The sequence below is a fragment of the Cryobacterium sp. TMT2-4 genome (genome assembly GCF_004402575.1).
GTDB classification, from domain to species: Bacteria; Actinomycetota; Actinomycetes; order Actinomycetales; family Microbacteriaceae; genus Cryobacterium; species Cryobacterium sandaracinum.
The window spans coordinates 103179-122687 of record NZ_SOGE01000001.1 but is presented as its reverse complement, the minus strand read 5'-3'; the positions used below and the strand labels follow the sequence as shown (position 1 = coordinate 122687).

Sequence of the window (19509 nt, the reverse complement as noted above, 5' to 3'; positions counted from 1 at the left end):
GCACCCCGAACGCATCCTCGGGCAATCAGCGCCGTTGACGCGGCAGCGGGGCCAATCCAGTGGATTGGCCCCGCTGCCGATGCGAGCTCGGGTGTTAGCGCGCGGCTTCGCCGTCAGTGTAGTCGTCGTCGGCGGAGGCGTTCCAGGCGAACAGCTTGCGCAGCTCACGGCCGGTGGCTTCGATGGGGTGCTCTTCGCCCTTCTTGCGCAGAGCAAGGAACTCCGGTGCTCCGGCGTCCTGGTCCGCGATGAAGCGGGCCGCAAAGGCGCCGTTCTGGATGTCGGCGAGAACGGCCTTCATATTCTCCTTGACGTGGGCGTCGATGACGCGTGGGCCGGAGACGTAGTCGCCGTACTCGGCGGTGTCGGAGACGCTCCAACGCTGCTTGGCGATGCCCCCCTCCCACATCAGGTCGACGATGAGCTTGAGCTCGTGCAGCACCTCGAAGTAGGCGACCTGCGGCTGGTAGCCAGCCTCGGTGAGAACCTCGAAGCCGTACTGGATCAGCTGCGACGCGCCACCACAGAGCACGGCCTGCTCGCCGAACAGGTCGGTTTCGGTCTCTTCGGTGAAGGTGGTCTTGATGCCGGCGGCGCGCAGCCCACCGATCGCCTTGGCGTAGCTGAGGGTGAGCGGCCAGGCCGCGCCCGAGGCATCCTTCTCGACGGCGACGATCACGGGAACGCCGCGGCCGGCCTCATACTCGCGGCGCACGGTGTGGCCCGGTCCCTTGGGGGCGACCATGGTGACGTCGATGCCTTCGGGGGCCTTGATGTAGCCGAAACGGATGTTGAAGCCGTGTCCGAAGACAAGGGCCTTGCCCGCAGCGAGGTTCGGCAGCACGTCGTCGGCGAACAGGTGACGCTGCACCTGGTCGGGCGCCAGGATGACGATGACGTCGGCCCAGGCGGATGCCTCGGCGGTGCTGAGAACGGTGAAGCCGGCCTCTTCGGCCTTGGCCTTGGACTTCGAGCCGTCCTTGAGGCCGATGACGACCTCGACACCCGAGTCGCGCAGGTTCTGCGCGTGGGCGTGACCCTGCGAGCCATAGCCGATGACGGCTACCTTCTTGCCCTGGATGATCGACAGGTCGGCGTCTTTGTCGTAGTAAATCTCAGACACGAGTAAATGTTCTCCTTGTTGTTGTAGTCGGTGGTCGAGCTCTAGTTTTTGAAGACGCGCTCGCTGATCGATTTCGACCCGCGGCCGATGGCGAGCAGGCCGGACTGGGCGATTTCCTTGATCCCGTAGGGCTCGAGCACGCGCAGCAGCGCCTGCGTTTTGCCGGAGTCCCCGGTGACCTCGATCACGACCGCGTCGACGGACACGTCGACGACCCGAGCCCGGAACAGGGTCACGGCTTCGAGCACCATCGACCGGGTCGTGTTGTCGGCGCGCACCTTCACCAGCAGGTGTTCGCGCTGCACCGACTGGGCCGGGTCGAGTTCGACGATCTTGATGACGTTGATCAGCTTGTTCAGCTGCTTGGTCACTTGCTCCAGCGGTGCGTCTTCGACGTCGACGAGGATCGTGATGCGGGAGAGCCCGGGGATTTCGGTGTGGCCGACGGCGAGGCTCTCGATGTTGAAACCGCGGCGGGCGAAGAGGCCGGCGACCCGGGTGAGCAGGCCGGGCTTGTCCTCGACGAGGAGGCTCAGAACGTGGGTGCTCACGGGTTATTCCTCTTCCCAGGTCGGTGCGTGCTCTTTGGCATACTGCACATAGCTGTTGCTGACACCCTGCGGCACCATCGGCCAGACCATGGCGTCCCGGCTCACGATGAAGTCGATCACCACGGGCCGGTCGTTGGTCGCCAACGCCAGCTTGATGGCGTCGTCGACCTGGTCGGGGCTGGTGACCCGGATGGCGAGGGCACCGTAGGCCTCCGACAGCTTCACGAAGTCCGGCACCATGGCGGACCCGTGCCCGGTGTGCAGATCGGTGAAGGAGTGCCGTCCGTCGTAGAACAGGGTCTGCCACTGGCGCACCATGCCCAGCGAGGAGTTGTTGATGATGGCGACCTTGATCGGAATGTTGTTGATCGTGCAGGTGGCCAGTTCCTGGTTGGTCATCTGGAAGCATCCGTCGCCGTCGATCGACCAGACCACCCGGTCGGGCTCGGCCACCTTGGCACCCATCGCTGCGGGGATGGAGTAGCCCATCGTGCCGGCGCCCCCGGAGTTCAGCCAGGAATTGGGCCGCTCGTACTTGATGAACTGGGCCGCCCACATCTGGTGCTGGCCGACACCGGCCGCATAGACGGCTTCCGGCCCGGTCAGCTCGCCGATGCGCTGGATCACGAACTGCGGGCTCATGAGGCCGTCGGTCGGCTCGGAATAGCCCAGCGGGAACTCCTCCCGCAGACCCTTGAGGTAGGTCCACCAAACGCTGACGTCGGGCGTCGTCGTGGTGATGGCGGCCGCGTAGGCGATGGTGAGTTCGGTGATGACCTCCTTGGCATCACCGACGATGGGAACGTCGGCGGCGCGGATCTTACCGATCTCCGCGGGGTCGATGTCGACGTGCACGATCGTGGCGTGCGGCGCAAACTCGGAGACCTTGCCGGTGACCCGGTCGTCGAAGCGGGAGCCGAGCGCGATGATCAGGTCGGCCTCCTGCAGCGCGAGCACCGCGGACACGGTGCCGTGCATCCCGGGCATGCCCAGGTGCTGGTCGTGCGAGTCCGGGAACGCGCCGCGCGCCATCAACGTGGTGACGACGGGCGTCTTGCTGAGTTCGGCGAACGCGAGCAGTTCTTCCGACGCGCGGGCACGGATGACACCGCCACCCACATAGAGGACGGGCTTCTTGGCCTCGGCAAGCAGCTGGGCCGCAGCCTGCACCTGTTTGCCGTGGGCCTTGGTGACCGGCCGGTAGCCGGGCAGGTCGAGCTTGGGCGGCCAGATGAACGGGGCGCTCTTCTGCTGGGCATCCTTGGTGATGTCCACCAGGACCGGGCCGGGCCGGCCGGTGGAGGCGATCAGGTGAGCCGACGCGATAGCCGCGGGGATGTCCTCGGGACGCTTGACCAGGAAGGAGTGCTTCGTGATCGGCATGGTGATGCCGACGATGTCGGCCTCCTGGAAGGCATCCGTGCCCATCAGGGTGGAGAAGACCTGGCCGGTGATGCAAAGGATCGGCACCGAGTCCATGTACGCGTCGGCGATGGCGGTGACAAGGTTGGTGGCGCCGGGCCCGGAGGTGGCGATGGCCACCCCGACGCGGTTGCTCGCCGAGGCGTAGCCCTCCGCGGCGTGGCCGGCACCCTGCTCGTGCCGCACCAGGATGTGCCGGATCACGGTTTGGCTCATCAGCTCGTCGTAGAGCGGAATGACGGCGCCGCCCGGTAGACCGAAGACGTCGGTGACGCCCAGCAGCTCCAGCGAGCGGATGATCGCACCGGAACCGGTGAGGATTTCCGGTGCCCCCGAGTCGGGCGCCCCGGCGGCCGCGGCAGACGAGGGCGACGGTGATGGCACGGGTGTTTCCGCGGTCATGTGATCAGTTCCCTAGTTCGATGACGAATAGTGAGTTCTAGCCCGTGACGGCGCCGACGGCCGCAGACTGGACAAGCTTCGAGTACTTTGCGAGAACGCCCCGGGTGTAGCGCGGAGGCAGAGGTGCCCAGCCAACACTCCGGGCGGTCAGCTCATCAGGGTCGACCAGTAGGTCGAGCGTGCGAGCTGCGATATCGACCCGTATGAGATCACCATCGCGCACGAAGGCGATTGGACCTTCGTCCACCGCTTCGGGTGCTATATGGCCGATGCACAGTCCGGTTGTGCCGCCTGAGAATCGACCGTCCGTTAAGAGTAGTACATCGGCGCCGAGCCCGGCGCCCTTGATGGCGGCGGTGATCGAGAGCATCTCCCGCATTCCGGGCCCGCCCTTGGGTCCCTCGTAGCGGATGACGACGACGTCTCCCTTCTGGATCTCCCCCGCAGTGAGAGCGTCCATGGCGGCGCGCTCGCGCTCAAACACGCGCGCGGGTCCCTCGAAGATGTCGGAGTCGAAGCCGGCGGTTTTGACGACGGCACCCTCGGGGGCGATAGAGCCCTTGAGGATGGTGATTCCGCCGCTGGCGTGAATCGGGTTGTCGAGGGTGCGCAGCACCTCGCCGTCCAGTTCGGGCGGGTCGATCTCGGCAAGGTTCTCGGCCACGGTCTTGCCGGTCACGGTGAGCGCGTCGCCGTGGATGAGGCCGGCCTCGAGCAGGGCCCGCATCACGGCCGGCACGCCGCCGTGACGGTCGACGTCGTTCATGACGTACTTGCCGAACGGCTTCAGGTCGCCGATGTGCGGCACCTTGTCGCCGATGCGGTTGAAGTCGTCGAGGGTGAGCTCGACCTCGGCCTCGTTCGCGATGGCCAGCAGGTGCAGAACCACGTTGGTGGAGCCGCCGAACGCCATCGCCACGGCGATCGCGTTCTCGAAGGCTTTGCGGGTCAGGATGTCCCTGGCCGTGATCCCCAGACGCAGCAGGTTGACGACGGCCTCGCCGGAGCGGTGCGCGTAGTAGTCGCGGCGGCGGTCGGCGGAGGCCGGGGAGGCCGATCCCGGCAGGCTCATGCCGAGAGCCTCGGCCACGCTGGCCATGGTGTTGGCGGTGTACATGCCGCCGCAGGCACCCTCGCCGGGAGCGAAGGCGCACTCGATGCGCTTGGCGTCGGCCACGGACATCCGCCCGGCCTTGACGGCGCCCACCGCCTCGAAGGAGTCGATGATGGTGATGTCTTTTTCGGTGCCGTCGGAAAGCTTGACCCAGCCGGGAGCGATCGATCCTGCGTAGAGGAAAACGCTGGCCAGGTCGAGGCGGGCCGCGGCCATCAGCATCCCGGGCAGCGACTTGTCGCAGCCCGCCAGCAGCACGGAGCCGTCGAGGCGCTCGGCCTGCATGACAACCTCGACCGAGTCGGCGATGACCTCGCGGGAGACGAGGGAGAAGTGCATGCCCTCATGGCCCATCGAGATGCCATCGGAGACGGAGATGGTGCCGAACTGCAGCGGGTAGCCGCCGCCGCCGTGCACACCTTCTTTGGCGGCCTGCGCGAGGCGATCCAGGGAGAGGTTGCAGGGCGTGATCTCGTTCCACGAACTTGCGATGCCGATCTGGGGTTTCTCCCAGTCGGCGTCGCCCATACCGACGGCCCGGAGCATCCCCCGCGAGGTGGTGGCTTCGATTCCATCGGTGACGTCCCGGCTGCGAGGCTTCATATCGATCTCAGTCATGCACTGAGTCTAAACGTCCGCTGAGGGCGGAACGTCGCCCGGGGGTCATGCTCCGGCGGCGGCCTCACGCTCCGTGGCGACGGCCGCGCGGGCATCGGCGATCAGGCCCAGCACCAGCGGCACGTCTTCGGGGCCGCGCACCCGGTAGCCGGCGAGCGAGTCGCCTGCCCCGATCTTGAGGCCGACGTCGCCGGGTCGCAGCACGGCGAAGGCATCTTCGTCGGTGGTGTCGTCGCCGGCGTAGAAGACCCGGTCGGCCCCCGCGTGCCGGCGCAACCGCTCAAGGGCGTCGCCCTTGGTGCTGGCACGCACCGCGAATTCGATCACGTCCTTGCCGTCCCGCACGGTCAGGCCGGGCAGCAGCGTGCCCAGCTCCTCGCGTGCGGCCTTCAGGGCGGCCGCCGCTTTCCGAGGCGTCGCCAGCCGGGTGTGCAGGGCCAGACCGGCCGGCTTGCGTTCGATCCAGGTTCCGTCGATGCTGCCGGAGATGCGCTCAAGCACCCGGGCGAGGGCGTCGAGCTGCTCGAGTTCCTCGGTGACGAGGTCGAGTTCGATCTCGGGGGTGTCCAGCTGCACCTCGATCCCGTGCGAGCCGGCGAGGAGCACATCGGTCTGCGGCTGCGACACGTGCCGCAGGCTGACCAGGGCCCGGCCGGAGACGAACGCGACCCGCACCCCGTCGAGGTCGAGCAGGCGCTGCACGGCCTCGCGAGTGCCTGCCACTGCGCGCGCGTCTTCGGGCTTGTCGACGTGCGGGGCAAGCGTCCCGTCGAAATCGAGGGCCACGAGGATGTTGTCGGCGCGGCTGAGATCCTTCAGCGCACCGGCGAGGGTGTCGGGGATCCCGGGACGCACGGCGGCTCCTTCGGTCAGGGTTCGGAGGAAGGAAGAGGACCAGGCGTCGACGTCGTTGTCGAAGACCTTGCGGCGGAGCGCGCGCATGCGTCGCAGCCGTTCCTGGCGGGGCATCGCGACGGCCCTGAGGATGGCGGCCTTCACGCCGTCGATGTCATGCGGGTTGATCAGCACGGCCTGTTTGAGCTCGTCGGCGGCGCCGGCGAACTCGCTCAGAACGAGCACGCCGTCGCGGTCGAAGCGCACGGCCACGTATTCCTTGGCGACGAGGTTCATGCCGTCGCGGAGCGCGGTCACGAGCATCACGTCGGCCGCGAGGTAGAGCGCCACCATCTCCTCGCGCGGGTAGCCGTGATGGTGGTAACTGATGGCGGTGTGGCTGATGGTGGAAAAGTCGCCGTTGAGGCGGCCGACGGCCAGTTCGATCTCGTCGCGCAGGGCGATGTACGGGCCGACGCGTTCCCGGGAGGGGCTGGCGACCTGCACCAGGGTGACATCCTCCACGCTCAGGCTGCCGTCGGCGAGCAGCTCGCCGAACGCCTTGATGCGGTGGGCGATGCCCTTGGTGTAGTCGAGCCGGTCCACGCCCAGCATGATCGTCTGGGGGTTGCCGAGGTCTTCGCGGATCTGGCGCGCCCGCTCCTGGATCTCGGGGCGCCGCGCCAGTTCCTCGTAGGCGGCGGCGTCGATGGAGATCGGGAAGTGCTTGGCGATCACCCGGCGATGCTTGCCCTCGGGTGCGGGCACATCGATGGCGACGCCGCGGGTCGGATAGCCGTAGAGGCGGCGCACGGCTCGGGAGAAGTTACCGGCGTCGGCGAGGCGCTGGAAACCGATCAGGTCGGCGCCGAGCAGTCCGTCGAGGATCTGCTTGCGCCAGGGTAGCTGGGCGTAGATCCCGTATGGCGGAAAAGGGATGTGGTTGAAGAACCCGATCACGAGGTCGGGCCGCGCGTCGCGCAGCATCCGTGGCACGAGCTGCAACTGGTAGTCGTGCACCCACACCGTGGCGCCGGGCGCAGCGGCGGCTGCGGCGGCGTCGGCGAAGCGGCGGTTCACCCGAACGTAGGCCTCCCACCATTCGCGGTGGTAGCGCGGCGGCGCGATCACGTCGTGGTAAAGCGGCCAGATCGTGTCGTTGGAGAAGCCCTCGTAGTAATCCTCCAACTCCGACTCGCTGAGCCGCACCGGCACGATGGAGATACCGTCGTTCTCGAACGGGTCGAACGAGCGGTCGGCGATGCCGGGCCAGCCCACCCAGGCGCCGTCGGAGCTGCGCATCATGGGCTCGAGGGCGGTGACCAGGCCGCCGGGCGAGGTGCGCCAGCCCTCGGTTCCGTCTTCGGAAACCTCGATCTCGATCGGGAGGCGGTTGGAGACCACGACCAGCGAATAGGTTGAGTCCGGGGCGGCGGATGCCGTGGGTTCGGCTGCAGAGGTAATGGGATCGTCCGTTCCGGCGGGCGCAGAGCGACGCCTTGGTGGTCTCCCAAGGCTACCAGTGGGCCGAAAGCGGTGGCCGGGCTGGCCACTCGGCCACGGTCGCCCGACATGGGGACAACTTTGAGGTAGCGCGCGTACTTTAACCCGTGGATCGTGTCCGGGTTTGGCGCGACCCCGACTGACTGTTTGAAAGAGGCGGACCCATGGACCTGAATTCACTGCTGAGCTGGGTGTCGATCTCACTCGCGACCATCAGCCTCGTTGTCTTCGTCTCATTCTTCGTTCTGGTGCGGAGGCTGTACCGGCGCATTCGCCGTAGCCGCAGGCTGACCGGCGCGGTGTTGCGTTCTCGCACCATCCTGAGTCGGGGCCCGCAACACGAGGTTCTGAAGCTGCAGTTGCGGCTGAGGGAATCTCTCGACAGTGGTCAGGCAGCCGTCGACCTGGCCCGGAGCAGCCAGGGCCCGCTCGGCGAGCTTCCGCGACTTTTCCGTCGCATTCAGGGCGAAAGCGTCACGCTGCAATCGCAGCTGCGGCTGCTGACGAGCGAGACCGATCCTGTCGTGCTCGCCGAGGCGCTGTCGGTGGCCGGCCGCCGTGTCGACCAAGTGGCCGGGTTGGTGCGCCGGCTGCGCTCGGCCGTCGCTGCCGGTCTCGGAGAGCTCACCGATGACACCCTCACGGCCCTTCGCTCCGAGGTCGACCGCGAGGTGGCCGCGCTCCGGGCTGGGGTCGATGAGTTGCGCTCCCTCAACGGCCGCTCGCTCAACAGCTGCTCTCTCGACGGCCACTCCCATAACGGCAACGACGGGTTCTCCGATCCGCGCCGGCCCCTGCCCATGAATACTTTCAACAGAAGGACTGAATCATGAGCCTCACCTCGCGGCTGCGCGTCATCCTCCGCAGCAAGTCAAACCAGGCCCTGACCCGGATCGAAGACCCCCGCGAGGCCCTCGACGACAGCTACGAGCAGCAGGTGAAGTCGCTCCAGCAGGTGCGCCTTGGGCTGGCCGAGGTCGCAACGGCAAAGAAGCGAATTGAGTTGCAGGGGCAGGACATGGGCGGCCGCTACCAGCGGCTGGCCGACCAGGCCCAGGAGGCGCTGAACCAGGGCCGGGAAGATCTGGCCCGCACGGCGCTGGAACGCCGGTCGCTCCTCGAGGGCCAGGTGGCAGCCATCCGTGACCAGTACCTCGTTTTGGCGCAGCAGCAGGCGCAACTGCAGGACAACGAACGACGCCTCGCCGAACGGGTCGCCGCCTTCCGCATGGAGAAGGAGACCCTCAAGGCCACCTACGCTGCCTCCGAGGCTCGGGTCAAGGCCAACGAGGCCGCGTCCGGCATCGGCTCGCAACTGGGCACGGTCGGTGCCGACCTCGACCGGGCCAAGGACCGGGTCACCCAGATGCAGGCCCGCGCCGCCGCCACCGACGAGCTGCTCTCCAGCGGCGCTCTGAACGATGTCACGGCCCCGCTCGACGCGGACCTCGAGCGGCAGCTCTCGGCTGGGGCGACCAGAGCGGCTGTCGACCGCCAGCTTCAAGCGATGAAGGAGGCCCGCGCCACGAACCGAGGCCCCGGTCCGAACGCTCGCGGAGGAACCGACGCCTGGTTGAGTATCGGCCAGGGCCCGTCTCTCCCCTGATCCTGGTCGTCGACCAACTCTGAGCCAGGTCGTCGAACCAATTCGACGGAGATTTTGGCGGAAACGCTACTTTCCGGGGCATCCTGGACCGATCTTGGCAAAATCTCCGTCGAATTCGTTCGGGCTGCGGGGCAGAACAAAGCGCGAGGTGCACGCCCGAACCGCACAGGCACTTCGGCGCATCAGGCGGGAGGTGTGGCCACCTCAGGAGATCCGGCCGGGCCGAGCCGGGTATCCGCACCTGTTCCGCACTGGTCCGCGCCGACTGGAGAATTTAGGCGACGGATGTCCTGAGTCAGCCCCACACGCAAGCTCGCCTGAGCCTGAACCTGAACCTGAACCACGGTTGCTCGGGTGAGCCAAAATCTCCGGCGAATTCGTGCGGCGCACGGGGCGCAACCTCACGCGGGCGGGCACACGTTCCCTCCGGGAACAGATACCCCGCATCAGCTGCGGGCCTGCGCCAGGCCGAACGAGCGGGCGCCGCGCCGGCTGGCGACGGTCCAGTACGAGGCCAGAACGCTCACCAGTGCGAAGATCAGCAGGATGGCCGCGGGCCCGCCGGCGCTGCCGCCTCCCCCGGAAACAATGGCCTGCATGCCCCGCACCGCCCAGGTGAGCGGCAGGAACGGGCTGATCATCTGGAACGGCGCCGACACCAGCTCAATCGGGTAGAGCCCACCCACCGCGGTGAGCTGCAGCGCGAGCAGTACCAGGGAGACCACGATTCCGACCCGGCCGAACGCCGCCGTGAGGAAGTGGTGCACCGCCGCGAACACGAAGGCGAGGAACACCGCGAAGGCCAGGGTCGACGGCAGGATCGACCACGAGACGCCGAGCGTGCTGTGCAGCAACAACACCACGACCACGGCCTGCGCTGCGGCGATTCCGAACGCACGGCCGAGGCTGCGGGCCACGAGGTTGCCGGTCGACGCGGTCGACGCGAGCGCGAGCGCGGACAGCGACTTCATCACCAGGAAGATCGCCAGGGCACCGATCCACAGGCCGATCGGCACGAAGACCATGCCGATGACCGGGCCGATCGACGCGAAGGCGTTGTCGCGCTCCGCGGTGATGCCGACCGGTTCGGAGACGACCGCCGCGGTCGTCACCGGGTCGGTGTCGGTGAGAAGGGCCGCGCTGTCCGCGCCGTCCTGCAGCCCGCTGGCGAGTTCGACCGCGCCCGATTCGAGCAGGCGGGCGCCCGCCGCGGCATCCGTTGTTCCGGTGGCCAGCTGCGAGAGGCCGGTGGCGATGCCGGCAACGCCGGTGGCGAGGTCGCTGGCACCGCCGCGGAGGTCGCTGCCGCCGGCGGAGAGCAGGCTCGCACCGTTGGCGCTCTGAGACACCCCATCGAGCACGCCTTCGAGGCCCGGACCGGCCTGGCCGATGCCGGTGCTCTGCGCGGCGAGGGCGTCGAATCCGCCCTGGAGCTGCAGCAGGGCCGGCGCGTAGTCGGCGACCCGCGGGTCGCTCTGCATGGCCGCGTTCAGCTGCCTGAAACCGGCGGCGTTGGACTGCACCCCGGCCGCGTAGGCCGGTAGGCCGGTCGCGAGCGGAGCCAGCCCGGCCGCGCCCGTGCTCAGCCGGGTCAGGCCGTCGCTCAGTCCGGTGACGCCCTGGGTGTACCCGGCCACGCCGGAGGAGAAGCTGGCGGCGCCGGTCGCGGCGGACGAGGCCCCGGATGCCGCGGCGGCCGTGCCGCCGGCCAGCGAATCGAGTCCGGTGGCCACGCCGGTGACCCCGGTCGAAACCTGCGCGGCGCCATCCGCCGCCTGCGTGAGGGACTCGCCCAGCACGGCCAGGCTGGTGTAGAGCCCGTTGAGGTACTGCGAGGTGATCTCGCGGCCGAAGACGCCCGACATGGCGGTGCCCACCGACTGGGCCACCGATCCGGCCAGGAACGAGTGCGCGTCATCCGTGCGGATGCCCAGGTCGGCCTGGGTGGGAGCCGCCCCGCCCAGCGAGGTCACCGACGCCGAGAAGTCCTTCGGGATCGTGAGAACCGCGTAGGCGTCGCCGGAGGCCAGGGCCGCCGCGGCATCCGCGGAGTTGGAGACGGTCCAGTCGAACCCGGTGGCCTCGGACCCGTCATCGGAAGGCTTGGTGAGTTCGGTCACGAGCAGTCGGCCGGCGAGCACCGGCTGCTCGGTGCCGTCGGGCAGGGTGGTGGTGACGATCTCGTCGTTGTTGACGACGATCGCCGGCAGCGTGTCCACGCGCTGATCGGCGGTGGCGAGGGCCCCGGCGAAGAGTCCGGCAACCGCCAGCGGCACCACGATCAGGCCCGCCAGCAGGGCCCCGAGGGCCCCTCGGCGCTGCCCGGGCGTGCGGCTGAACAGTTTCTCAAGCCTGGTGCTCATCGCTGCAGGGCCTTTCGGTCACGGGAATCGAGTTCGAGGGTCTGCAGCGGGCGGGCCCCGCGGTAGACCGCGATCGCCTCGGGGAAGGAGGCGGCACCGACGATGAGGGCGGTCGATGCCGGGGCGAGGATCGCCAGCACCTGCACGAGGTCCCGCCCCGCCGGGTCGACGGGCAGTCCCTCGCCGAGGTCGACGATGACAACTCCCGGGGTCTCGGTGAGCGCCGCCGTCACAAGCACCGCGGCACGGCCCAGGGCGGAGAGGGACGATACCGTCGTGCCGGCCACGATCGGGCCGGCGTCCCGGCCGCTCGACGGGGTGCCGAGCGCACCGTTCAGACGCGCGATCCACCCCGCGAGAAGCGAGCGGCGCGACGCGGCGCGGTACCACGGATGCGCCAGGTCCAGCCGTTCGGCCAGCAACTCCCCCACGGTGAGCCCATTGTCGCGGCTGTCGCCCACGTCGGCGAGGGCCACCGCGCGGAGGGCGCGGCTGCGCTCGGACGGCAGCGGAAAGCCCATGACCTGGAGGCGGCCGAACACCGGGTCGAGCCGGCCGGCCAGGGTGGCGGCGACGACGCGGCGGTGGGTGGCGGAGCCGGTCAGTACCACCACCGCGCCGGCGTCGATGGTGAGGTCCAGCGGCCCGAAGGGGCTCTCCGGCAGCCCGAAGACGGCTTCCTCGGCCGTGATGGCGTGCGGCTGGCACCTGGCCCATTCCTTGTCGGCCAGGTGCCGGCGCAGACCCTCACCCTCGATGTCGACGTTGGGCAGAATGCGGGAGAGCCAGCGTGGCAGCCACCAGGCGGCATCGCCGGCGAGGGCCATCGCGGCCGGGACCAATGTCATCCGCACCAGGAACGCGTCGAGGAAGACTCCGACGGCGAGGGCGAACGCGATGCCCTTGATCGCCCCGGTGCCCTCGGGCACGAAGGCAAAGAAGACGAAGAACATGATCAGGGCGGCGGCCGTGACCACGCGGGCAGCGTGGGAGAACCCGTGCACGATGGATTCGCGGGCCAGGCCGGTCTTCACGAACTCCTCCCGCATGCCGGAGACGAGGAACACCTCGTAGTCCATGGCCAGACCGAAGAGCACGGCCATCAGCAGGATGGGCAGGAAGCTCAGGATCGGCCCGGGGGTTTCCACCCCGAGCAGCTCGGAGAACCAGCCCCACTGGAAGATCGCCACGGTCGCGCCGATCGATGCGGCCACCGAGAGCAGGAACCCGAGGGCCGCTTTGATCGGCACGAAGATCGACCGGAACACCATGGTCAGCAGGATGATCGAGAGCCCCACCACGATCAGGGCGAACGGCACGAGCGCGTTGCTGAGGCGGTTGGAGATGTCGATCGACACGGCGGTCGCGCCGGTCACGGCGATGGGGGTGCGCAAGTCGTCGTCGATCGATGGTGCCAGATCGCGGATGGCCTGCACGAGCGCCTTGGTCTCGGGCGCGTTCGGCGCGCTGTCCGGCATGACCTGGATGATGGCGGTGTCGACGGTCGGGTTCGGAGTGCCCTTGCCGACGAAGGCCACGCCGGGCAGGGTGCGCAGGGCCGCGCCGATGGTGTCGAGGTCACCGAAGATATCCGTCGTCTGGGTGATGTCGACGACGACGATGAGCGGACCGTTGTAGCCCGGACCGAAGCCCTCCTCGAGCATGGTGAACGCCTCTCGCTGCGTCGAACCGGCCGGCTCGGACGCCCCGTCAGGCAGGTTCAGGTCGAGGCTGAGGGCCGGGATCGCCAGCGTGCCGAGCACGCCCACCACGAGGAGCACGGCCACGACCGGCGCCCTGAGCACGAGGTTGACCCAGCGGTGGCCGAGGGTGGGCCGGCCGGTGTCTGGACGGGTGGCCCGGTGGTGCGCGCGGCTGCCTGTCTTGGGAGTGAGGCGCCCCTTGGCGAGGCCGAGAACGGCGGGGAGGAGCGTGACCGCCACGAAGATGGAGACCAGCACGGCCAAGGCGGCGCCCAGCCCCATCACGCTGAGGAAGGGGATGCCGACCACGAGCAGCCCGAGCAGGGCGATGATCACGGTGATCCCGGCGAAGACGACGGCGCTGCCGGCGGTGGCCACGGCCGAGGCGGCCGAATCGTGTGGTTCGACCCCGTTGGCGAGCTGCGTGCGATGCCGCGACAGGATGAAGAGCACGTAGTCGATGCCTACGGCGAGCCCGAGCATCAGGGCGAGCATGGGGGCCGTGCTCGAGACTGGCACGAATGCGGAAATCACGGTGATGCCGCCGATGGCGACGCCGACGCCGATCAGGGCCATCAGCAGCGGCATCCCGGCGGATACGAGCGAACCGAAGGTGATCACCAGCACCACGCCCGCGAAGATCAGGCCGAGAACCTCGGAGATGGTGATGCCGAAGGTGTTGTCCTGGAAAACCTGGCCGCCGAAGGCTACCTCGAGGCCGGCCTGCTCGGCGATATCCCGCGTCGCGGTCACGTCGTCGAGGGTTTCCGCGGTGACGTCGGTTGATAAGCCGGACAACTGAACCTGGCTGAACGCACTCTCCGAGTCGTCGGAGATCGCGCCCGACGCATATTCGTCATAGGGCGTCAGCACCGAGTCGACGCCGGGCACGTCCGCGAGTTCGGCCGCCATGTCGACGATGGCCGTGCGGTAAGGCTCGTCAGTGACGGATGCCCCGTCCGGGGCCGTGTAGACAACCTGTACCGCGGCGCCGGCCGCCTGGGGGAACACCTCGCCGAGCTTGTCGATGGTGTCCTGTGATTCCGTGCCGGGAATCGCGTACGACTCCTGGGTCTGGCCACCGAGGGCCACCCCGGAGCCGAGGATCCCGACCAGCAGGATGGCCCAGATGCCGAGCACCAGGCCCGCACGCTGGTAGGCGAAGTGACCGATTCGATAGAGCAGGGTTGCCATGGGTGCTACTTCCGGGACGGGGCGGTGCGAACGGTGACAGGGGCAAGCAGCTCGGTGATGACGGTCAGGAGAGCCGGTCGGACCTCTTCCACCGGGGTTATCTCCTCCCCGAGGAACGTCATGCCGGCCACCAGGGTGTAGGCGGCGCCGCCGAGGGCGATACCGAAGCGGATGCGGTCCTCCGTACTCGCATCGCCGTGGCACAGCGTGTCGGAGAGGCGCACGATCACCACTCCTGCCCGGTCGATCACGGGGATGCCGCGCAGCGACTGAGACTGGTTGATGAAGGTGTGCAGCTCGAGGCGGAATTCGAGGATGAAGTCGATGAAGTCGTTCACGAACCGGCTCCGGGTCAGGGCGCTCTCCTCGGTGGCGAGGAACCGTTCGAGAATGGCCTCCAGCCGGTTCACCGCCGGGGTGAGCACCTCGTCGAGGAGCGCTTCCTTGGAGGCGAAGTGGTAGAGCACGCTCGATTTGGAGTACCCGGCCGCGTCGGCGATCTGCTGCAGCGAGGTGCCGGCGAACCCGACCGAGGCGAACTGCTCCAGCGCTGTCGCGCGCAGTTCTGCGCTGGTGCTCTGGCGGTTGTGTGGGGGCTGGGGCACAACGGGCTCTGGAGTCACCCGATCACGGTACCTGACCGATCGGTCAGAGCTTGTCCGATCGGTCAGATTGTCGGGAAACGTGCAGCCGGGCAACTTCCGGGTAGCGTTAGACGCGGAGGTCTCCATGCGAAAGTTCATTTTCAGCAGTGCCATCATCGGCGTGCTCGCCGGCGGTTGGAACATTCTGAGCGCCACCCGCACCGGTCCGCGCGACTGGCGCCTGGCGCTGATGTGGGTCGGCTGGCTGCTCAGCGCCGCCGTCGCCATCGGAACCGTCATCCAGGATGCCGACGATCGCCGAATCGAGGACTAAGTCCTCCGCTGTCGGCGTGTCAGCGCGGGCCGTAGCGCGCCGCACGGCAAACTGAAGAGTTCACGGGCACGTTAGCCGAAAGGGGCTCCCGATGTTTGGTCGACGACGTCGCGTCGCACCGGTCGCACCGGTCATCCCCCCGCCCGTTCCCGAGCTCAGCGACGCTCAGGTATTCGAGCTCCTGCACACCCAAATCGCTCGTCTCGTCGGCGCCCAAGGCCAGTGGACTCTAATTCCCCGCAGCAGTGACGACACCGACGTGATCTTCCACGATCTGAAGGCGAACCAGATTGCCTCGTCCCTGGCCTCCGTGCTCCGCACCGAGACCGCCGTTCTGCGCGGCGAGGTCACCGCCGAGCCCACCGCGCTCCCCTTCATTCCCGCCCCGATCTCCGTTTGGGCCGAACCGGAGCGGGCGCCGACGGCCACCCTTCCGCGCTTCTCCGCCGCTGCTTCGACGAACAACGCCCGCCTCGTCGCCTGACCCTCGGCCCCGCTTGTTTGCTCGCTCGGCAACGCGATTATCGTCCACTCCGGGTCAACCTGCATCGGTGACCGCAGTCGGCACTGAGTTCCGGTGCGGATGATCGTCCAGTGCTTGTTGTGCAGGAGCAAAGGGTGAGCATGGCACAGCAGTACTCCGTCGGACGAGCGCATCCGTTTGCAGCTGCGGAAGAAACGCCCCGCGGCACCGGAGACCACCCATCCCAGGCGCTCGAGATCGCGTTGTGCTGCGGCTGGATCGACGGGCAAGTGAACTCTCTCGACGGTTACTTGTCGCAGGCCTTCACTCCCCGCCGAGCCCGCAGCGTGTGGTCACAGCTCAACCGGGACTCAGCCCTCACCCTCATCGCGGAGGGGTGGATGCGTCCCGCCGGGTTCTTCCCGGCGCTCACGTCCCAGAACCGTTTCGCGATCCTGTTCCGCCTCGACGGTACGAAGCAGCCCGAGGCTCGCGCCGCGAAGATTGCGACCTACATCGGCATGCTCGAATGCGGGGAAACGCTCTACCGGCAGAAACCCCGAGACACCCCTGCGTCGGGAGCTTGCCGGACGCGCCCGTATAGAGTTCCGCCGCATTCTTTGTAGGTCTTCTTCAGACTCGCGCTGCCGCGGAATTCTAGATTGAAGATCATGACTTCCAGCCCCCTCATCGCCCGCACCCCGACACCCCGCATCATGAGCGTGCGCGACCTGTCGCAGATCGCCATCTTCGCCGCCCTGATCGCCGCACTCGGACTGCCCGGCGCCCTGAGTATTGGGGCGGTGGCCGTGCCGATCACCTTCCAGACCCTCGGGGTGATGCTGGCCGGGGCGATCCTCGGGGCGCGCAAGGGCTTCTTCGCCGTGCTCCTCCTGCTCGCCCTCGCCGCAGCCGGCCTCCCGCTGCTGTCTGGCGGGCGCGGTGGCATCGTCTGGTTCACCACCTCACCCTCCGCCGGCTACCTCTACGGCTGGCTGCTCGGCGCCCTGGTCATCGGCTACTTGACCGGCCTGCTCCTCCCCCGCTACCGGCTCTGGGCGGCGTTCGGCGCCACCACTCTCGGCGGTATCGTCGTGGTCTACCTGATCGGCGTGCCCGTCACCGCGATCAACCTGGGCCTGCCGCTCTGGGTTGCTCTTGTCGACGCCGCGAAGTTTCTGCCCGGCGACCTGATCAAGGTGGTCGTGACCGTACTGGTGGCCCGCCAGGTTCACAGGGCCTACCCGGGTCTGATCCCGCCGCGCCGCAGCGCCGCTCCCGCGCCCGAGGCCGCCGACGTCACCGCCGGAGCAGTCACGCCCGCATCATGAGCAGGATCGACTTCGACAGCGTCTCGCATGCGTTCGGTGAACGGATGGTGCTGCGGGACATCCGTCTGACCCTCACCGAACAGCGCATCGGCATCGTCGGTGCGAACGGGTCGGGAAAGTCCACCCTCGTGCGCCTGATCAACGGATTGATCAAGCCCGACACCGGAATCGTGAGCGTCAGCGGCCTCGACGTGGCCCGGAACGCCAAGGCGGTGCGCCGGCAGGTCGGCTTCATCTTCACCAACCCGGACAATCAGATCGTGATGCCCACCGTGGCCGAAGACGTCGCCTTCACCCTGCGCCGCCGCGGGCTGACCCCGCTCGAGATCTCGACCCGCACGCGGGCGGCGCTCGAGCGCTTCGGGCTCGACCAGCACGCCGACCATCCGGCGCACCGGCTGTCCGGCGGCCAAAAGCAGTTGCTCGCGCTGGCGGCCGTGCTCGTGGCGGAGCCTGAGATCGTGGTCGCCGACGAGCCGACCACGCTGCTCGACGCACGCAATGCCCGGCGCATCACCGAACTTCTGCTCGGCCTGAGCCAGCAGGTCATCGTGGTTACCCACCAGCTGGACCTGCTCGCCGCCTTCGACCGCGTGATTGTGATCGAGGACGGCCGGGTGGTCGCCGACGGTGCACCGGATGCCGCGCTCGGCGCGTACCGGGAGCTGCTGGCATGATCGGGCCGGCATGATCGGGCTCTATCACCCCGGCCACTCGCTGATCCACCGCGCGCCGATGCTGCTCAAGCTCGTGCTTCTCTCGCTCGCCGTGCTGCTCGTCGGCTCGCTCGGCGAGCTCTGGCAGCTGGGCGCCTGCCTTCTCGGGGTCGCCGCACTGTTCCTGGTGGCGCGGGTGCCGCTGGGCGCGGCGTGGCAGCAGATCGGCCCGATCCTGTGGATTTTGGTGATCGCCGTTCCAGTCCAGGCGCTGTTCGCCGGCTGGACCACGGCCGGCCTGATGGCCGGGCGGCTACTGATCGCCGTGGCGCTGGCGGCGCTGTTCACCGTGACGACCACGGTCACGGCCGTGCTTGAGGGCTTTCAGAAGCTTCTGCGACCGTTCCGTCGCTGGGTCGACGCCGACCGGGTCGGCCTCCTCCTCGCCCTCACCCTGCGGTGCATCCCGCTCGTCACCGAGATCGTGTCCGAGGTGATCGAGGCCCGTCGGGCGCGCGGCACCCAGGGTTCGCTGCTCGCCCTGGCCGTGCCGGTGGTCGTGCGCTCGCTCTATGCCGCGGATGCGATCGGTGAGGCTCTGGCCGCCCGCGGTCTCGACGACTGAGGCCGGAGCGGTTCGGCCCCGGCAGGTCGGTTGCGGCTAGGTTGAGACCACCAGCGGTTTCCGGTCTCACCCCGACCGGACAGGCGAGGAGCGGAGCGCGATGATCCAGCCCGGCTGCATGACCGAGGCACGTCGACGAGGACGGCTGCGGCGCGGCATCCGGGCCGGCAGCTGGTGGACCCTGACCGCGTTCGTACTCGTCGTGATCGTGTTCCTTGCCTGGGTGAACACTGTGCGCGTGGCCGATCGGGCCGCGGCGGACGAGGTCTTCGCCAACCCGAACGTGACCGTCACCGACACCCCCACGTCGGTCGTCCTCGCGCCCGCCGACGACGCCGGCGACATCGGCCTGGTCTTCGTTCCCGGTGCCCGGGTTGACCCCTATGCCTACCTCTACAAGCTGGCGGGCACGGTCGAAGACACCGGGGTGACCGTTGTGATCACCAAGCCGGTGCTCAACCTCGCCATCTTCGACCGCCGGACGTTGTCCACCTTCACCGACGCCGTCCCCGACGTCTCCACCTGGTTCGTGGGCGGCCACTCGATCGGCGGCGTGCGAGCCTGCATGCTGGCGGACGATCCCGCGGTGGCCGGGCTGGTGCTGTTCGGCAGCTACTGCGCGGCCGCGCCGGAGCGCACCGATCTGCGGGCCCTCAGCCTCAGCGGGAGCGCCGACGGCCTCAGCACCCCGGAGAAGATCGCCGACAGCGCAGATCTACTTGTGCCCGACACTCGTTTCGTCGAAATCGAAGGAGCCAACCATGCGCGGTTCGGCGACTACGGCGTCGAGAACGGCGACGGTGTTGCCACCATGTCAACGGATGCCGTTGCCGCCGAAATCACCCGCGAGCTCACTGAGTTCCTGACACAGACAACCCCGTAGTCGGAAACCTTCCCCGGTCCGCGGTTGCGGTGCACTGAAGCGGCCGGCACCTGACGAACCCGATCGTTGGAGCACGGCGTGAGCACCTGGTCATCTTCGATTCGACCTCCAAAACCAGGGCAACCACTGCCAGCGTCGCCCCGGAACCCTGCGGGGCGCGGTCGGCCGCCTGCGACACCCGGGGGCGCACATCCGTGCTA

17 protein-coding genes are annotated in these 19509 nt (G+C 68.3%); 9 read left to right on the top strand and 8 right to left on the bottom strand.

What is annotated here, in order from left to right; genetic code table 11:
• Positions 1 to 94: 94 nt before the first annotated feature.
• Genes ilvC through E3O54_RS00580 form a run of 5 tightly spaced genes read right to left on the bottom strand, consistent with a single transcriptional unit; the run spans position 95 to position 7528 of the window.
• The gene (gene ilvC, locus E3O54_RS00600) at positions 95 to 1123 is read right to left on the bottom strand and encodes a ketol-acid reductoisomerase (RefSeq protein ID WP_134400719.1); all 1029 of its coding nucleotides are present in this window, start codon (positions 1121 to 1123) and stop codon (positions 95 to 97) included.
• Between the two features lie 41 nt (positions 1124 to 1164).
• On the bottom strand, positions 1165 to 1674 hold the full coding sequence (gene ilvN, locus E3O54_RS00595; protein WP_104102867.1) for an acetolactate synthase small subunit: 510 nt from the start codon (positions 1672 to 1674) through the stop codon (positions 1165 to 1167).
• Positions 1675 to 1677: 3 nt separating this feature from the next.
• Entirely contained in the window at positions 1678 to 3498 is a 1821-nt protein-coding gene (locus E3O54_RS00590; protein WP_134371693.1) for an acetolactate synthase large subunit, read from the bottom strand.
• 37 nt (positions 3499 to 3535) lie between these two features.
• Positions 3536 to 5230 (bottom strand): dihydroxy-acid dehydratase, encoded by a 1695-nt coding sequence (gene ilvD, locus E3O54_RS00585; protein WP_104171612.1) that lies wholly within the window; start codon positions 5228 to 5230, stop codon positions 3536 to 3538.
• Positions 5231 to 5275: 45 nt separating this feature from the next.
• A complete protein-coding gene (locus E3O54_RS00580) occupies positions 5276 to 7528 on the bottom strand; it encodes a bifunctional alpha,alpha-trehalose-phosphate synthase (UDP-forming)/trehalose-phosphatase (RefSeq protein WP_134400771.1) in 2253 nt (750 codons plus the stop codon).
• A gap of 203 nt (positions 7529 to 7731) precedes the next feature.
• Between E3O54_RS00580 and E3O54_RS00575 the strand changes: the two genes are divergently transcribed.
• Both E3O54_RS00575 and E3O54_RS00570 read left to right on the top strand, forming a co-directional pair.
• Positions 7732 to 8400 (top strand): hypothetical protein, encoded by a 669-nt coding sequence (locus tag E3O54_RS00575; protein WP_134400718.1) that lies wholly within the window; start codon positions 7732 to 7734, stop codon positions 8398 to 8400.
• Entirely contained in the window at positions 8397 to 9173 is a 777-nt protein-coding gene (locus E3O54_RS00570; protein WP_134400717.1) for a PspA/IM30 family protein, read from the top strand. Before E3O54_RS00575 ends, E3O54_RS00570 begins: the two co-directional genes overlap by 4 nt.
• Positions 9174 to 9619: 446 nt before the next feature.
• On the opposite strand, the gene E3O54_RS00565 is transcribed toward E3O54_RS00570, so the two are convergent.
• Genes E3O54_RS00565 through E3O54_RS00555 form a run of 3 tightly spaced genes read right to left on the bottom strand, consistent with a single transcriptional unit; the run spans position 9620 to position 15056 of the window.
• A complete protein-coding gene (locus E3O54_RS00565; RefSeq protein WP_134400716.1) occupies positions 9620 to 11536 on the bottom strand; it encodes a YhgE/Pip family protein in 1917 nt (638 codons plus the stop codon).
• Complete coding sequence (locus tag E3O54_RS00560; protein WP_134400715.1) at positions 11533 to 14433, bottom strand: MMPL family transporter; 2901 nt, start codon at positions 14431 to 14433, stop codon at positions 11533 to 11535. Before E3O54_RS00560 ends, E3O54_RS00565 begins: the two co-directional genes overlap by 4 nt.
• Before the next feature lie 5 nt (positions 14434 to 14438).
• Positions 14439 to 15056, bottom strand: coding sequence for a TetR/AcrR family transcriptional regulator (locus E3O54_RS00555; RefSeq protein WP_233199368.1), 618 nt, complete (start codon positions 15054 to 15056; stop codon positions 14439 to 14441).
• Positions 15057 to 15162: 106 nt separating this feature from the next.
• Here E3O54_RS00555 and E3O54_RS00550 point away from each other — a divergent pair, with 106 nt between their 5' ends.
• The 7 genes from E3O54_RS00550 to E3O54_RS00520 all read left to right on the top strand — a co-directional run bounded on the left by E3O54_RS00550 (position 15163) and on the right by E3O54_RS00520 (position 19309).
• The gene (locus tag E3O54_RS00550; RefSeq protein ID WP_104195104.1) at positions 15163 to 15351 is read left to right on the top strand and encodes a hypothetical protein; all 189 of its coding nucleotides are present in this window, start codon (positions 15163 to 15165) and stop codon (positions 15349 to 15351) included.
• 91 nt (positions 15352 to 15442) lie between these two features.
• Positions 15443 to 15835 (top strand): hypothetical protein, encoded by a 393-nt coding sequence (locus E3O54_RS00545; RefSeq protein ID WP_134400714.1) that lies wholly within the window; start codon positions 15443 to 15445, stop codon positions 15833 to 15835.
• 140 nt (positions 15836 to 15975) lie between these two features.
• The gene (locus E3O54_RS00540) at positions 15976 to 16440 is read left to right on the top strand and encodes a YdeI family protein (protein WP_241976703.1); all 465 of its coding nucleotides are present in this window, start codon (positions 15976 to 15978) and stop codon (positions 16438 to 16440) included.
• Between the two features lie 45 nt (positions 16441 to 16485).
• The gene (locus E3O54_RS00535; RefSeq protein ID WP_134400712.1) at positions 16486 to 17145 is read left to right on the top strand and encodes a biotin transporter BioY; all 660 of its coding nucleotides are present in this window, start codon (positions 16486 to 16488) and stop codon (positions 17143 to 17145) included.
• On the top strand, positions 17142 to 17822 hold the full coding sequence (locus E3O54_RS00530) for an energy-coupling factor ABC transporter ATP-binding protein (protein WP_134400711.1): 681 nt from the start codon (positions 17142 to 17144) through the stop codon (positions 17820 to 17822). The genes E3O54_RS00535 and E3O54_RS00530 overlap by 4 nt, the downstream gene beginning before the upstream one ends.
• 10 nt (positions 17823 to 17832) lie before the next feature.
• Positions 17833 to 18426, top strand: a complete 594-nt coding sequence (locus E3O54_RS00525; RefSeq protein ID WP_104102832.1) for an energy-coupling factor transporter transmembrane protein EcfT — start codon at positions 17833 to 17835, stop codon at positions 18424 to 18426.
• 118 nt (positions 18427 to 18544) lie between these two features.
• Complete coding sequence (locus E3O54_RS00520) at positions 18545 to 19309, top strand: alpha/beta hydrolase (RefSeq protein ID WP_134400710.1); 765 nt, start codon at positions 18545 to 18547, stop codon at positions 19307 to 19309.
• The last annotated feature ends 200 nt before the right edge of the window (positions 19310 to 19509 follow it).

Bases quoted from the DNA above. Each gene is read 5' to 3' on its own strand.
- E3O54_RS00590 (WP_134371693.1), bottom strand. From the start codon at position 3,498: ATGACCGCGGAAACACCCGTGCCATCACCGTCGCCCTCGTCTGCCGCG.
- ilvD (WP_104171612.1), bottom strand. From the start codon at position 5,230: ATGACTGAGATCGATATGAAGCCTCGCAGCCGGGACGTCACCGATGGA.
- E3O54_RS00575 (WP_134400718.1), top strand. From the start codon at position 7,732: ATGGACCTGAATTCACTGCTGAGCTGGGTGTCGATCTCACTCGCGACC.
- E3O54_RS00570 (WP_134400717.1), top strand. From the start codon at position 8,397: ATGAGCCTCACCTCGCGGCTGCGCGTCATCCTCCGCAGCAAGTCAAAC.
- E3O54_RS00565 (WP_134400716.1), bottom strand. From the start codon at position 11,536: ATGAGCACCAGGCTTGAGAAACTGTTCAGCCGCACGCCCGGGCAGCGC.
- E3O54_RS00560 (WP_134400715.1), bottom strand. From the start codon at position 14,433: ATGGCAACCCTGCTCTATCGAATCGGTCACTTCGCCTACCAGCGTGCG.
- E3O54_RS00550 (WP_104195104.1), top strand. From the start codon at position 15,163: ATGCGAAAGTTCATTTTCAGCAGTGCCATCATCGGCGTGCTCGCCGGC.
- E3O54_RS00545 (WP_134400714.1), top strand. From the start codon at position 15,443: ATGTTTGGTCGACGACGTCGCGTCGCACCGGTCGCACCGGTCATCCCC.
- E3O54_RS00540 (WP_241976703.1), top strand. From the start codon at position 15,976: ATGGCACAGCAGTACTCCGTCGGACGAGCGCATCCGTTTGCAGCTGCG.
- E3O54_RS00535 (WP_134400712.1), top strand. From the start codon at position 16,486: ATGACTTCCAGCCCCCTCATCGCCCGCACCCCGACACCCCGCATCATG.
- E3O54_RS00530 (WP_134400711.1), top strand. From the start codon at position 17,142: ATGAGCAGGATCGACTTCGACAGCGTCTCGCATGCGTTCGGTGAACGG.
- E3O54_RS00525 (WP_104102832.1), top strand. From the start codon at position 17,833: ATGATCGGGCTCTATCACCCCGGCCACTCGCTGATCCACCGCGCGCCG.
- E3O54_RS00520 (WP_134400710.1), top strand. From the start codon at position 18,545: ATGACCGAGGCACGTCGACGAGGACGGCTGCGGCGCGGCATCCGGGCC.